This window comes from Agarivorans albus (assembly GCF_019670105.1).
Classification (GTDB): Bacteria; Pseudomonadota; Gammaproteobacteria; order Enterobacterales; family Celerinatantimonadaceae; genus Agarivorans; species Agarivorans albus.
In genome coordinates this window covers 3,187,831-3,201,741 of the sequence record NZ_AP023032.1, presented here as the reverse complement: position 1 = coordinate 3,201,741, position 13,911 = coordinate 3,187,831, and the positions used below count along the sequence as shown (strand labels likewise).

Below are 13,911 nucleotides of genomic sequence, written 5' to 3'. Positions count from 1 at the left end.
GCAACCAAGTACTTAATCTAGTGTCATGTTTCTGACTAGATAGTATTGCTTAGTTCAAGGCGAAGCTGCGCGTCAATAGCTAGCCTATTGCATGCAGCTTCAACACCGAAATAAGTAAAAATAGCCGCTAGAAACCAGTTTATTATCCCGAACTTAGGTTATTTAGTAAGGTCTCGGTCATAACTAAGTCGTTTAGCTGCATCTAAAGTTAGCATTTGCATAAACGCTCGCGTTTCAGCGTCGCTGCCTGAGGGCGTTCCTGATTGACTACCTGCACCAAAAACGTTTGAGGGTACGTTACGTTTAGCAAAGGCTTCTGCCCAAAGCGCTTGAATCTTTACTTCCGCTTCTAGTTTCTGAGCCAAGGCGTTATCCGCTTCAAGAATTACCCGTTTTTGATAGGCTTCTGCTTCTGCCAAGGTTCGTTTGGTTTCAGCTTCAATGCGGGCTTTTTCTAGGTCGATTTCAGCCGTTTCTTTAGATATCTCTGCCTGAGCCTTTAGTTTCTCTGCATTGGTGATAGCAAGCTGTTTGTCGGTTTGTGCTTCGGTGGTTTTTTGAATCTGCTCAACCTTTGCTTGAGCTTGACGCTCTGCGACTTCACGTTCACCACGAGCAATGGCGAGTAGTCGTTGCTCTTCCTCTTGAACTCGCTGCTCGCGAGCAATGGCTCGGTCAGCTGAGGCTTTTTGTTTGAGCTGCATACGCTCAATAAACTTAGCATTCGGGCGCATATCGGTCACTAATGCTGATACTACCGTTACGCCAAAATCGGTGAAGCGCTGCGACTTACGCATCGGTAAGCCGTTTGTATCTAGTACTTTGTTCACCACAAATACTGTTTTGCTATCGTCACCATATTCTTCTTGGTCGGTGCCCAGAGCAGCGTTGGCAGTGCCTGTAGACTGTTTTGAGTGTATGGTGATTTCTTCACGTTTAACTAAGAAAATACCGCTACTCATTTGGTTTTCAAACTCTGAGTTGAATTCGGTTCTTCCGCCTGCATAGTATTCTTCGGCTGCCATTAATGAAGCATTTGCTTGCAAGGTTTCTTTAAAGGCTGGTATCAGTGCGGTACGTAATAAGTTTTCCGGCGATCTAAATTCATGGGCTAGTTTTAAGAAAGATTCATGGTCGGCAGGAATCGAAAAACGCACGGTGGCTTCGGCATGAGCGTCTACTTGGTCTAAGAACATAATGCTCATTGGCGGTAGGCTAGCTGAGGAGTTGTCAGAGTCTTTTTCTGCGCGGATAGAGTTGGTAGCAGCACCCGATAAAGACTGCACGGTCATTGCTCTCTTCCATGAGTTGTAACGGCCAAAAGGATAAAACTTATAACCAACTTCAGTGACTACCGCTTCATTACCGGTAACAGTTCTAACGTGGTAAATGTAACCCGGTTCTGCATAGAAAAATGAGTTACTTAAGGTGTAGCCTAATCCCGCGAGGGCTAGCAAAATGAAAACAAACTTAAAGTTAAATTGAAATCCACCTTTTTTAAGCTTGTTTAGGCTATCTAGGGCTTTTTCTGCACTGGCATTGGTTTCAGCCATTGTTAGTTCCTTCTAAATCAATGTTTACACTAAAAATTAAAGGCTGCGATATTAGCACAGCTTGCCGTCTTGTTGAGGGCAATATTAATAATTTAATAAACAGAGTTTTGGAACTATAACTAGCTGGCGGAGAGCTTTGATATATAAGGCAAACTGGCAGAGAAACCAGTTTGCCTTCTTAAATAGAATTTACTATTTAGTTGGGATGTTTTTCAGCACACTGAGCAATAATTGCCAGTATTTTTCCACAGCGGCAATTTCTACTTTCTCATCAGGGCTATGTGGGAACTTAATGGTAGGGCCAAAAGAAGCCATGTCCCATTCTGGGTAAGCACTTTTAAATAAGCCACATTCTAAGCCCGCATGAATCACCATCACATTTGGGCGCTTGCCAAATAGCTCTTGGTAACTTTGCTGAACGACGTTTTTCATTACCGAGTTAGCTTCTGGTTTCCAGCCTGGGTAGGCGCCAGTGTGGCTAATCTCAGCGTTGGTTAAGCTGAACAATGACGCCAAGCTCGCTTCAACTTGTAAACGGCTTGAATCGATGAGCGAACGCACTAATATTTTTGCATCAATGGTTGATTCTGTTTGGCTAATTACGCCAAGGTTAAGTGAGGTTTCTACTACACCGGTAACCGTTTGGCTCATGCTTACCACGCCGTTGGTGCAGGCATTTAAGCTGGCGACAATTTGTTGAGATAAGCTAGTGTTCAAGCTTGTCTCCGGAGTAGCAACCTGCTGGCTAGTAATGCTTAAAGCCGTTTCAACTAGGCCAAACTCGTCAACTATCTCAAGGGTTTGTGCTTCGATAACTTGCTCAAGCTCAGCGTGTTTTGCTGCGTTAAACACCAGTTTACAGCTGGCTTCGCGAGGAATTGCATTGCGTAGGCTTCCACCTTGTATCTCGCAAATGATTGGCTCAATGCCTTGCTGTTGCATGGCTGCCAGTAAACGCACTAATAATTTGTTGGCATTGGAGCGGCCAGTATCAATGTCGCAACCCGAGTGACCGCCTTTTAGGCCTTTAACGCTTAATTCAATGGCTAATTGATTACTTTGGGTTGCTTGGTACTCAAGAGGAAAGCTCACGTTGGTATCGCCGCCACCGGCGCAGCCCATGTAAACTTCACCTTCTTGCTCGGAGTCGGTGTTGATTAGCAGTTTACCTTCAAGCACACCGGCTTGCAGACCAAAGGCACCTGTCATGCCTGCTTCTTCATCAATGGTAAATAAGGCTTCAATAGGGCCGTGAGGGATGTCGTTACTGGTTAAAATGGCCAATATAGATGAGCCACCTATGCCGTTATCTGCGCCCAGCGTTGTGCCTTCAGCGGTAACCCATTCGCCATCGATATAAGGGCGAATAGGATCTTTGGTAAAGTCGTGTTGGGTATCATTATTGGCTTGTGGCACCATGTCTAGGTGAGCTTGCAGTATTACGCCTTGGCGATCTTCCATGCCTGCGGTGGCAGGTTTTTTAATAATTACGTTGCCCACTTCATCTTGAAAATGTTCAAGTTGGTGTTCGGCAGCTAAACCCATTACCCAGTCAATCATTGCTTGTTCGTGCTTAGAGGGGTGAGGGATAGAACACATTGTTTCGAAGTGTTGCCATAAACCCTGGGGATGTAGTGAAGATAGTGTAGACACAAAGCCACCTTTTAAACTGTATTACTAGAATTAATAGAACTCTAGCAGCTCAAAACTGTGAATATAAGTCTGTTAATGTGCTTTTTGGTGGAATAATTGTTTGGGCGCAATAAATCATCTCTTTAACTAATAGTGTTGTTACTAGTGGCTAGCATGATAATCACTATCAAGAAAGCATCAAAATTCCCATATAAACTAAATAATTACCGCATTTCAAAGCATATTAACGTTATGAGTTGGTGATTTTAGCTTTTTTTGCTGATCTAGCGCAGGTTGGTTGCATCATCAGGTAGCTTCTTAGATTTGGGATGAATATAATGCCTCGCGATTTCTGCTAGCAGCATAATGGAATGCCTGTTAGTGGCCCAAAATAACCAACTGTCTGTCCAAGGAACATACGCCGTTATGTTAGAGAAACTATTTAAGCTAAAAGAGCACGGAACCAATGTGCGCACAGAGGTCATTGCAGGTTTAACCACCTTCTTAACCATGGCCTACATTATCTTTGTTAACCCTAGCATGCTAGAAAAAGCAGGGATGGATTCTGGAGCGGTATTTGTAGCAACCTGTTTGGCGGCGGCCATTGGCTGTTTCATCATGGGTTTGTACGCTAACTACCCCATTGCTCAAGCGCCAGGCATGGGCTTAAATGCCTTTTTCACCTTTGGCGTAGTTATTGGGATGGGTCATTCGTGGGAAGTGGCTTTAGGCGCGGTATTTCTATCGGGTGTAATTTTCATTTGCTTAAGTTTGTTTAAAGTGCGTGAATGGATTATTAACTCAATTCCACAAACTTTACGTGTAGGTATTGCTGCCGGTATAGGTTTATTCCTTGGTTTTATTGCGCTTAAAAACGCTGGTATTGTGGTTGCTCATCCAGAGACCTTAGTAAGTTTAGGCAGTGAAAATCCGTATCAAATGATGCTGGCTGCTTTAGGTTTCTTTTTAATCATTGGTCTTGAATACCGCAAGGTAAAAGGCGGTGTATTAATTTCTATTTTGGCGATTACGGTACTGTCGATAATATTTGGTTTCACCCAATATGGCGGCATTGTATCTATGCCACCAAATCCAGCGCCTACCTTTATGCAGTTAGATATTATGGGGGCCTTAGATGTCACCATGATTAGCGTTATTTTTGCCTTCTTGTTCGTAGATTTGTTCGATACCGCGGGTACTTTAACCGCAGTTGCCCAGCGCGGTAACTTGCTTGATGAGAAAGGCCGTTTACCTAATCTTAAAAAGGCCTTAATGGCTGACTCTAGCGCCACTATTGCTGGTTCGTTATTAGGTACTTCTAGCACAACTTCTTACATAGAAAGTGGCGCGGGTGTTGAAGCCGGTGGCCGTACTGGCTTAACTGCTGTGGTTGTGGGCATTTTGTTTATTCTTGCTCTAGTGTTCTCGCCATTAGCGGGTATGATTCCTGATTATGCAACAGCAGGCGCACTATTTTATGTGTGTACTTTAATGCTGTCGGGATTAATTAACGTAGATTGGACAGACCTTACTGAAGCAGCTCCAGCAGCGATTGTGGCTATCTTAATGCCTTTGTCGTTCTCTATCGCAGACGGTATTGCATTAGGCTTTATCTCTTACGCGGTTATTAAGCTACTAGCTGGCCGTTACAAAGAAGTACCACTAAGTGTTTGGGTACTGGCTGCTGTATTTGTACTTAAGTTTGCGTTCTTTTAAAGCTTAGTCATTTAGAATGCATCCTAAGCCGTCACATAGTGGCGGCTTTTTTTTGTGATATATTTTATAAGTTGATAAGCAAGTGGGTAGGTTGTTTTGAAAGAAAATCTGTCGGAAGTATTGTTTAAACCTCGTATTAATGTGGTGGAAACATCCACCGTGTCTAATTCGACCGCGGCTCAATTAAGCGCTGTAGGCCAAGAAGAAGGTCGCAACTGGTACCGTATCCTGCGCAGAGAATACTGGGCTTGGTTAGGCTTGGACCCTATCGAAACTGAAAGCCTGTTTGCAGATATCGCAATGTGCGATAAGCCGCGCACTAGCGAGTTGCTCGATACTATTGGTGGTTACCAGCCGGGAAACTGGAACTACGAATGGATGCAACGTGCTGTAAAACACCAAATTACTGCTAAAGATGCCGAGCAAAGTGGTCAGCGAGATAAAGCCTACCAAGAGTTTTTGCTGGCCAGTTATAGCGCCACTATTGCTGCCTACCCACATTTTAAGGGCGATGATTTAGTTGCTTCTGCTCATGCTTTAGCTCACAGCAATTTAATGGCTGCTACAGAGCAAAGTAAACATGAGTGTAAAACCATAAACGTACCAATAGACGGTAAACAAGTTGCTTGTTATTTGCACCTTCCAGATACCGACTCTGTAAAACCAGTGGTGATGGTGAGTGGCGGTTTAGACACTATTCAAACTGAGCTTTACCCGTTTTTTGAACGCTTCTTAGCGCCTGCAGGTATTGCCATGTTAACCGTAGACATGCCAGGAGCGGGGCATTGCCTTAACTGGAAGCTACAACAAGATAGCAGCCGTATCCACTTGGCTATATTAGATCACTTGCCAAAGGTGCCCTGGGTCGATGATGCGCGTGTTGCCATGCTGGGTTATCGCTTTGCCGGTAACGTAGCTGCTCGCTTAGCTTTTGTTGCCGCCGAGCGTTTGCGCGCAGTGGTAACGATTGGCGCACCAGTAGATAGGTTATTTAGTGATATCCAGCGATTTAATAACTTACCGCAAATGTATCAAGATTGTTTAGCTAATCGCAGTGGCGTGAATGCTTCAAATACTGAAGGGCTCTATTATCGCTGTATGCCTTTGTCCTTGAAAACTCAGGGCATACTTGGCGGGCCAAGAACAAAGTTGCCAATGTTTGTGGTTGGCCGTAAAAATGACGCAATATGCCCAGAAACCGATGTTTCTTTGCTTAGTATGGCTTCGCCAAATTGCAAGGTTGAAGTGCTGAAAGAGCTTGATTCACTACAAAATTACAATCAGATCTTCACTAAGGTCACGCATTGGCTACAAAAGCAATTGTGATTTAGCTTAATTGTGGTCATTATGGACATACGGTACGTTATACAAACTATTGTCCTACTGTGGAGAGATTAAGCGCATGGAAGTGACTTGGCCAAGCCATGGAAAGTTAACATCGAGATTTACGGCCATGGGTCCGTATTTTCGTAAAGAACACAGCAGCAAAGAAATGTACTTTTTTGATTGCCTTGCCTCTTGTGTAAGCTCTAAACCTGCAGCTGATGAACGCGAGTTTTATGGCTGGTGGTTTGAATTACGGGTAAACGAAGACAGTTTTGAATACCACTACTGGTTTGGTTTATACGACAAGCAAGGCGAATGGCAGGAAGGTACCATTCCGAGTAAACACCAAACAGAAGTGCAACAGTCACTAGAGGTGTTTTATCAAAAGCTGCTGGATACACTGCAAAAGTTGGAGTTAGATCTAAGCGCTGCCCCCTCTTTGTCCCCCAATTTAGCTCTCCCGGCAGCGTAAGCCGAAGAGTTCCGCAAAAAAATGGCGCACAGGCTCTGTGCGTCGGTTTAATATCAGGTAGAATACTCGCTTTGCATTTTAGCCGAGTTGGAATAGTAAAATAGCATGTCGAAGCAAACCATCGTCGTTAAGTTAGGCACCAGTGTGTTAACCAGCGGCACGTCTAAACTTGACCGCGCCCATATGATAGAGCTGGTACGCCAATGCGCGCTGCTACGAAAGGCGGGTCATCAACTTATTGTGGTTACTTCTGGAGCCATTGCCGCCGGTCGCGAGCACTTATCGCTAACCCATGGCAATATCGCGCCCACCATTGCTAATAAGCAAATGCTTGCTGCAGTGGGGCAAAGCCGACTCATTCAAGTATGGGAAAGCCTATTTAGCATCTATGATATTCATGTAGGCCAAATGCTGTTAACTCGCGCCGATTTAGAAGACCGCGAGCGTTTCCTTAACGCTAAAGACATGCTTAAAGCGCTACTTAATCACGGTATTGTGCCTATCATCAACGAAAATGACGCGGTAGCCACTGCAGAAATTAAAGTGGGTGATAACGACAATTTGTCGGCGCTAGCGGCTATTTTAGGCGAAGCAGACAAACTATTATTGCTAACCGACCAACCTGGTCTGTTTACTGCCGATCCGCGTAATAACCCGGATGCAAAACTCATTGAAGAAGTGGCCGAGATTGATGCCTCTATTCGCTCTTTAGCGGGCGATAGTGTAAGCGGTTTGGGTACTGGTGGTATGGCAACTAAACTGCAAGCCGCCGAAATAGCCGGTAGAGCAGGCATTGAAGTAGTAATAGCCGCAGGCCACAGTGAGAACGTAATTACCCGCTTAAGTGAAGGAAAAAGTGTTGGCACTCGTTTCCCGCCAACCAATAGCCCACTGGAAAATCGCAAACAATGGATTTTGGCTGGGCCTCCTCCACACGGCGAGTTAGTATTAGATGACGGCGCATGTAAAGCAGTTGTAGAGCGTGGTTCTAGTTTGCTGCCTAAAGGGATTACCGCTATTAACGGCGAGTTTAACCGCGGCGATGTAGTACGCATTGTTAATCCGCAAGGTGTTGAAATTGCCCGTGGTATTTGCCGCTATCCGGCCAAAGATATGAATTTAATTAAAGGGCTACATTCAGAGCAAATTGATAAGACTCTGGGTTATGGCTACGGATCAGTTGCGGTGCACCGTGACGATTTAGTTTTAAAATAGGAATTGTTAGATGAGCTTACAAATACTTGGTCAACAGGCTAAACAAGCCAGCTTTGATTTGGCCACCTTAAGTACTAGCCAAAAAAACGCAGCCTTGGCGGCAATTGCTGATCAGCTTGAAGCTCAGCAAGAGAGCATTTTAGCGGCTAACAAAATTGATTTAGATGCAGCTCGCCAATCGGGTTTATCTGAAGCTTTACTTGATCGCTTAATGCTAAACAGTGAGCGACTAGCAGGTATTGCTAGCGATGTTCGCAACGTTATTTCGCTTAACGATCCTATTGGTAGCGAAATGGATTGCCGCGTATTAGAAAATGGTCTGCGCTTATCGCGCCGCCGTGTGCCGCTTGGTGTAGTAGGGGTTATTTATGAAGCCCGCCCTAACGTAACTATTGATATCGCAGCGCTATGTTTAAAAACCGGCAATGCCAGTATTTTGCGTGGCGGTAAAGAGACCTTCCACTCAAACATGGCCTTGGTAGCAGTTATTCAATCTGCTTTAGAGCAAAGTGGATTACCAGCGGCTGCGGTTCAATACATCGAAAAGCCTGATCGTGAGCTGGTGGCAGAGCTGCTTCGTTTAGATGAATACGTGGATATGATTATTCCTCGTGGCGGCGCTGGCCTGCACAAGATGTGTCAGGAGAATAGCACTATTCCAGTGATTATCGGCGGCTTTGGCATTAGCCATATTTACGTTGATAACTCGGTAGACTTAGCTGCAGCACTAGATGTAATTGAAAACTCTAAGGTGCAGCGTCCATCGGCATGTAATGCTTTAGACAGCCTGTTAGTTGACCAAAACGTAGCAGCCGAGTTACTGCCAATGCTAGCTGAGCGCATGAATAAAGCCTCGGTTAAGTTAGTGGCTACCGAAAACGCCATGGCTGGCTTGGCAAATGCGCAAGACTTACAAGCGGCTGGCGAAGGTGATTTTGATACAGAATGGCTAAGCTACACCTTGGGTGTAAAAGTGGTTGCCGATGTAGAAGAAGCAATCGCTCACATGCGTACGCACAACGCGAGCCATTCAGACGCAATTTTGTCGAATAACTTAAATGCTGTAGAGCGTTTTGTGAATGCTGCTGGATCTGCCGCCGTTTATGTAAATGCTTCAACCCGTTTCACTGATGGCGCGCAATTTGGTTTAGGTGCCGAAGTAGCAGTCTCTACCCAAAAGCTGCATGCTCGCGGCCCAATGGGCTTAGAAGAGTTAACCTCTTACAAGTGGATCGGTATTGGCGACATGTTAGCTCGCCCTTAAGTTTTAATTCACTTATGCTAAAAGCCTGCTTTGCAGGCTTTTTGTTTTTGGGATGCAGGAGTATGCGTATGTCTCGCCAACTTTGGTTAATTCGCCATGCTAAATCCAGTTGGGAGGACCCAAGCTTAAGTGATAAACAACGCCCCTTAGCAGAGCGCGGTCACAAAGCTGCACAGCTTATGGCAAGCCACTACGCAAGCCAGTTTTCTCAGCTTGAGTTAGTACATTGCTCACCAGCACTGCGAGCCCAACAAACCTGCGAATATTGGTTAGCACAGCGTAGCCAATACCTCAAAGGCAGTGAAGTAGAGGTCGACCTTCAAATCACCTGTGAAAGCAGCTTATATACTTTTCGCTGGGCAGATTTGCTGGTACATGTTCAAAGCCTGCCTAAGCAAATAAGTAAAGTTGCACTAGTAGGGCATAATCCAGCCTTTGAAGACCTCGTTAACTACTTAACCGGTGAAGACTTAATTAAGTTCCCTACCGCCAGCCTAGCGGTGATTGAGGCTGAATTAGATTGGCAAGATTGGAGTGAGCAGAGCGCTTATTTAAGTTTGTTTGATACACCCAAGAAGTTGGCGGCGAAGTTATAGATAGCCCCTAAACTAAGTGCGCTTTTATTGCTTTAAGTAAGGAGTAATAAGGTGTCAGTGTCTAACGTACTAGCTAGGCCATACCGTTGCTGGTTCCTCTAGTTGTTATAGATTGAACAATTCAAAATGCTACTAGCGGTAAAAATCCGAGATTGCTAGCGAATACCAAGCTGAGTCGTCTGATAGAACATTACTTCATCAGGCGACTGCTATGCAAAACAAGTAGGTTCGGTCATAACACAGTTTTTCCCTGCTTTCTTTGCAGCGTAGTTGCAGCCATCTGCATGTTTAACTAGATCCTCGAATCCATGCATCGCGTCGGTTCTATCGGCGACACCTATGCTGATGCTACCACACCACTTTGCACATCCGGCTTTGATGGTCATTTGTGACACTTTAGCTCTTAGTTGCTCAGCAAATTGAGTTGCGCCAGCTAGATGAGTGTTAGGTAATATAATCAAAAATTCGTCACCACCTAAGCGACAAACCATATCGTCAGTGCGTACAAAATCACGAAATGTTAGAGCGAGTTGCTTGATCACCGCATCTCCTGCATCGTGTCCATAACTATCGTTTACTTGTTTGAAGTGGTCTGCATCAATCAACAAACATGAAATTGGAAGATGCTGTTCAACGGCTTTGTCCCAGAGAAGCTCCAATTGCTGCAAACCATGTCGACGATTGGGTAGCTCGGTCAGCGCATCAGTTAATGCGAGCACCTTCAGCTGTTGGTTTGCCATACTAAGTGCTTTAGTTCGTTCTTTTACACGAAGTTCCATCTCTTTATTTAATAACATTAATTCACGTTGACTGCTCATCACTTCTTCGAACAAATCGCTAAGTGCCTTAACTATTGGGTCAATCGTTGTCTCAGTCGGAATTAGTGCATCCTGAAAAGCTCTATTAGGTGATGCTCCTTGCCTGATGGCTGTTACTTGACGAGCCATTACTAGATCACACCCTAGAATATGATATCCGAGCCAATGAGTTAGGAATTTAAGCATCTGTTTTGCGGCATCTAAGTCATCATTTTCAACTGTCTGACTAAGAAGAGTTACTTGTTCCAAAAAACGTTGGTGTTCTCTTACATGCTGTAGTTGGTGACAAGCGTCTAGTTCGAGCTTCCGCATCAAGGATTCTTCTTCTTGAAAGTGCTGCGCTGTATATAAATGGAGTTGGTGAAGTACTATTTGGGTTTGGTTAAGATTATTTTGTCCATCAACCAGAATTCGACCGAGCTGATTAATGAGGTCACACAACTGTTTATGCTGTGAATCAACAGCCTCAATGCCTGTTTCATACCCATCATTCCATTTGATAATTCCATTTGTTTGACTAGTTGTCACTGTCACTTCGTTCCACTCTTTATTTATTTCGATGCCGGCTTGGTTTTGTCAGCGTATTTGACGTACTTTTTAGTTAGTAATCGCCCGCTCTGTAAACGTTATACACAACTCAACTAGGATGATATACCGTAAAATTACTGTATATAGATAATTTGTTTTGGGTTTAATAAACACGGTGTTTTTACGAATCGGCCTGATAAGTTAATAGGTAGAGAAAAGGTGGAGCAATAAGGTTTCTCTCTTGAAACTCTATCAGCCAACACCGGTAATTTTTGATACCTTCCACAAAGCATTTCTCTATCTCTTGTTCCTGTTATCTGCACTACGTAGGCTGCTTATAAATCTTATGTTGTAATGCTTAGTGAGTGCTTAAATGACGCAGATATTCCTAAATCAAGCTTGGCTGTTAAGTTCTCCAGAATATCCAGAGATTAAGGTAGCTTGCCAGATTCCCGGTGATAACCATTCTGCCTTGCTTGAGGCGGGTTTAATTGCCGATCCTTATCAAGCCTGCAATGAAGCAGATGTTCAGTGGGTGGGCCAGGCTAACTGGGTGCTATCTAGCCGCTTTGAGGTAAGTGTTGAGCAGCTCGACAGCGACTTTATCGATTTACATTTAGGTCGTGTCGATACCATTGCCGATATCTATATTAACCAGCATGTAGTCGCGCAATGCGACAATATGTTTCGTTTGTGGTCTTTCAATATTAAGCCTTATTTAAAGGCTGGCAGTAATCAGCTGCAAGTGCGGTTTTCTCGTTCTGATTTAGCCGCAAAGCAACGAGCAAGTACTTTACCCTTTGCCGTCCCATCTTCCATGGGCAACAACCAAATTCCTTATATGAATAGTTTACGCAAGTCGCAGTGCCACGCTGGTTGGGATTGGGGAATTTGCTTGATGGTGAATGGTATCTACGAACCGGTGGAAATTAAGTTCACCAACCAAGCTCGATTGTTAGCTGTGCAAGTTGAGCAGCAGTGGCATGGCAATAGTGTGGATGTGGTGGTTAAGGTTAGTCATGACTCACCTTGCCACTCACCAATTGATATTCAATTTGCAGAACATGCCATGCAAATACAGCCAGCAGCTGATTCATCCATTACTGAGGCCCGATTCCACATTGCGGAGCCACAGCTATGGTGGCCAGCAGGTTATGGTGAGCAGCCTTTATATTCGCTGCAAGTTAAGTTGGCTGAGCAGCTTATTGAGAAAAAAGTTGGCTTGCGAAAGCTAGAGCTAGATACGCGAGCCGATAGCCATGGTTCTGCGATGACCTTTGTGATTAACGATTGCCCCATTACCGCCAAAGGCGCTAACTGGATCCCGCTTGATGCGATGCCATCTAGGCAAACTGCCGAGCGTTATCGCCAGCTATTAACTGATGCTAAAACCGCCAACATGAACATGCTGCGGGTTTGGGGCGGCGGCCAGTACGAGGCTGATGAATTTTATCAACTATGTGATGAGTTAGGCTTAATGGTGTGGCAAGACATGATGTTTGCCTGTTCATTGTATCCCAGTACCGATGAGTTTGTTGCAAACGTGCAGCTTGAATTAAGCGACCAAATTCAACGTTTACGTGACCATAGCTGTATTGTACTGTGGTGCGGCGACAACGAAGTGATTGGTGCAATTAACTGGTACCCAGAATCCAAAGCTAATCGAGAACGTTATGTGGTGAATTACGACAGGCTTAATCGCGCTATTCAACAGACGGTGGAGCAGCACGATGCTAGCCGGGTATTCTGGCCCAGTTCACCCTGTAATGGCGCATTAGATTATGGCGATGCATGGCATGATGATAGTAAAGGCGATATGCACTTTTGGGATGTTTGGCATTCGGGTAAATCCTTCTCTGCTTACCAACAAATTAAGCCACGTTTTTGCTCTGAGTTTGGTTATCAGTCTTGGCCGTCATTGGCGGAGGTGAAAAGCTTTGTACCTGAAGATGACTGGAATATCTGCTCACCCACTTTTGAAGCGCATCAAAAGAACCCTAGTGGTAATAGCATTATTACCGAGATGTTTACGCGGATGTTCCGCTTTCCGGCAAGCTTTGAACAAATGCTTTATTTGAGCCAAGTGCAACAAGCTCTTGCGATAAAAACGGCTTGTGATTTTTGGCGAGCTAATAGCCCCCAATGTAGAGGAATGCTGTATTGGCAGCTTAATGATAATTGGCCGGTTAGCTCGTGGTCGAGCATCGAATATAGCGGCCGCTGGAAGCAGTTGCACTATCACGCCAAGCGCTTTTTTGCTCCGCAATACCCGAGTTTCATAGAGGATGAGCAGGGTTTAGAACTGCGGATAATTAACGACAGCCCCAAAACCAAATCTATTAAGGTGTTCCTAAAGCGAGTGAACTGGCAAGGCAAGGTGGAATTTAGCGAGCAGTTGGCCTTAAGCCTTGAGCCAGATGCCAATGTATCAGCGTGGCAATGTGCTAAAGCCCAACTTGATGAGTGGCGTACGCAAGGCTTTTTGATTGCTTCACTCTCATGTGAAGGTTCTCGCGTTCAAAATACTTGGGTAGGGGATAGCTACAAAAACTTACCTTTAGCTAAGGCTAAAGTCTCTTGCGCGGTGGATGAAAGTACAAGAACCATTATTTTGTTAGCAGATAAACCGGCATTTTTTGTTCATTTAGAAAGTGACGCTCCGGGGCGCTTTTCTGATTCAAGCATTACTTTGTTGGCTAATCAGCCGCAAACTATCAAATATTTGGGTGATGACTTTGCATCAATGGTGAGAAGTTTGCGGGTTTACCAGTTGGCGGATAGCTATTAGCTC

The 13,911-nt window shown here is 44.7% G+C and carries 10 protein-coding genes; 7 read left to right on the top strand and 3 right to left on the bottom strand.

Annotated elements, in window-relative coordinates:
• Window positions 1–158 precede the first annotated feature (158 nt).
• Together K5620_RS14460 and K5620_RS14455 are read right to left on the bottom strand one after the other, a co-directional pair.
• Window positions 159–1,553: an SPFH domain-containing protein gene (locus K5620_RS14460; RefSeq protein WP_016402233.1), complete on the bottom strand. Its 1,395-nt coding sequence runs from the start codon at window positions 1,551–1,553 to the stop codon at window positions 159–161.
• Window positions 1,554–1,745: 192 nt separating this feature from the next.
• Window positions 1,746–3,206, bottom strand: a complete 1,461-nt coding sequence (locus K5620_RS14455) for an aminoacyl-histidine dipeptidase (RefSeq protein ID WP_016402232.1) — start codon at window positions 3,204–3,206, stop codon at window positions 1,746–1,748.
• A 405-nt stretch (window positions 3,207–3,611) separates the two neighbouring features.
• Here K5620_RS14455 and K5620_RS14450 point away from each other — a divergent pair, with 405 nt between their 5' ends.
• From K5620_RS14450 to K5620_RS14425, 6 genes are all read left to right on the top strand, one after another.
• Entirely contained in the window at window positions 3,612–4,901 is a 1,290-nt protein-coding gene (locus K5620_RS14450; protein WP_016402231.1) for an NCS2 family permease, read from the top strand.
• A 96-nt stretch (window positions 4,902–4,997) separates the two neighbouring features.
• Window positions 4,998–6,227: an alpha/beta hydrolase gene (locus K5620_RS14445; RefSeq protein ID WP_016402230.1), complete on the top strand. Its 1,230-nt coding sequence runs from the start codon at window positions 4,998–5,000 to the stop codon at window positions 6,225–6,227.
• A gap of 76 nt (window positions 6,228–6,303) precedes the next feature.
• Window positions 6,304–6,699 (top strand): sigma factor-binding protein Crl, encoded by a 396-nt coding sequence (gene crl, locus K5620_RS14440; protein ID WP_016402229.1) that lies wholly within the window; start codon window positions 6,304–6,306, stop codon window positions 6,697–6,699.
• A 105-nt stretch (window positions 6,700–6,804) separates the two neighbouring features.
• Window positions 6,805–7,914: a glutamate 5-kinase gene (gene proB / locus K5620_RS14435; RefSeq protein ID WP_016402228.1), complete on the top strand. Its 1,110-nt coding sequence runs from the start codon at window positions 6,805–6,807 to the stop codon at window positions 7,912–7,914.
• A 10-nt stretch (window positions 7,915–7,924) separates the two neighbouring features.
• Complete coding sequence (locus K5620_RS14430) at window positions 7,925–9,178, top strand: glutamate-5-semialdehyde dehydrogenase (protein WP_016402227.1); 1,254 nt, start codon at window positions 7,925–7,927, stop codon at window positions 9,176–9,178.
• A 68-nt stretch (window positions 9,179–9,246) separates the two neighbouring features.
• A complete protein-coding gene (locus K5620_RS14425) occupies window positions 9,247–9,774 on the top strand; it encodes a SixA phosphatase family protein (protein ID WP_016402226.1) in 528 nt (175 codons plus the stop codon).
• 209 nt (window positions 9,775–9,983) lie between these two features.
• Here the strand turns inward: K5620_RS14425 and K5620_RS14420 are convergent, their stop codons facing one another.
• Window positions 9,984–11,120: a GGDEF domain-containing protein gene (locus K5620_RS14420; RefSeq protein WP_215426418.1), complete on the bottom strand. Its 1,137-nt coding sequence runs from the start codon at window positions 11,118–11,120 to the stop codon at window positions 9,984–9,986.
• A gap of 373 nt (window positions 11,121–11,493) precedes the next feature.
• Here K5620_RS14420 and K5620_RS14415 point away from each other — a divergent pair, with 373 nt between their 5' ends.
• Window positions 11,494–13,908, top strand: coding sequence for a beta-mannosidase (locus tag K5620_RS14415; RefSeq protein ID WP_016402224.1), 2,415 nt, complete (start codon window positions 11,494–11,496; stop codon window positions 13,906–13,908).
• The last annotated feature ends 3 nt before the right edge of the window (window positions 13,909–13,911 follow it).

What these genes read in the sequence shown, in the direction of transcription:
- K5620_RS14460 (WP_016402233.1), bottom strand. Translation starts at nt 1,553, where the DNA reads ATGGCTGAAACCAATGCCAGTGCAGAAAAAGCCCTAGATAGCCTAAAC.
- K5620_RS14450 (WP_016402231.1), top strand. Translation starts at nt 3,612, where the DNA reads ATGTTAGAGAAACTATTTAAGCTAAAAGAGCACGGAACCAATGTGCGC.
- crl (WP_016402229.1), top strand. Translation starts at nt 6,304, where the DNA reads ATGGAAGTGACTTGGCCAAGCCATGGAAAGTTAACATCGAGATTTACG.
- proB (WP_016402228.1), top strand. Translation starts at nt 6,805, where the DNA reads ATGTCGAAGCAAACCATCGTCGTTAAGTTAGGCACCAGTGTGTTAACC.
- K5620_RS14430 (WP_016402227.1), top strand. Translation starts at nt 7,925, where the DNA reads ATGAGCTTACAAATACTTGGTCAACAGGCTAAACAAGCCAGCTTTGAT.
- K5620_RS14425 (WP_016402226.1), top strand. Translation starts at nt 9,247, where the DNA reads ATGTCTCGCCAACTTTGGTTAATTCGCCATGCTAAATCCAGTTGGGAG.
- K5620_RS14415 (WP_016402224.1), top strand. Translation starts at nt 11,494, where the DNA reads ATGACGCAGATATTCCTAAATCAAGCTTGGCTGTTAAGTTCTCCAGAA.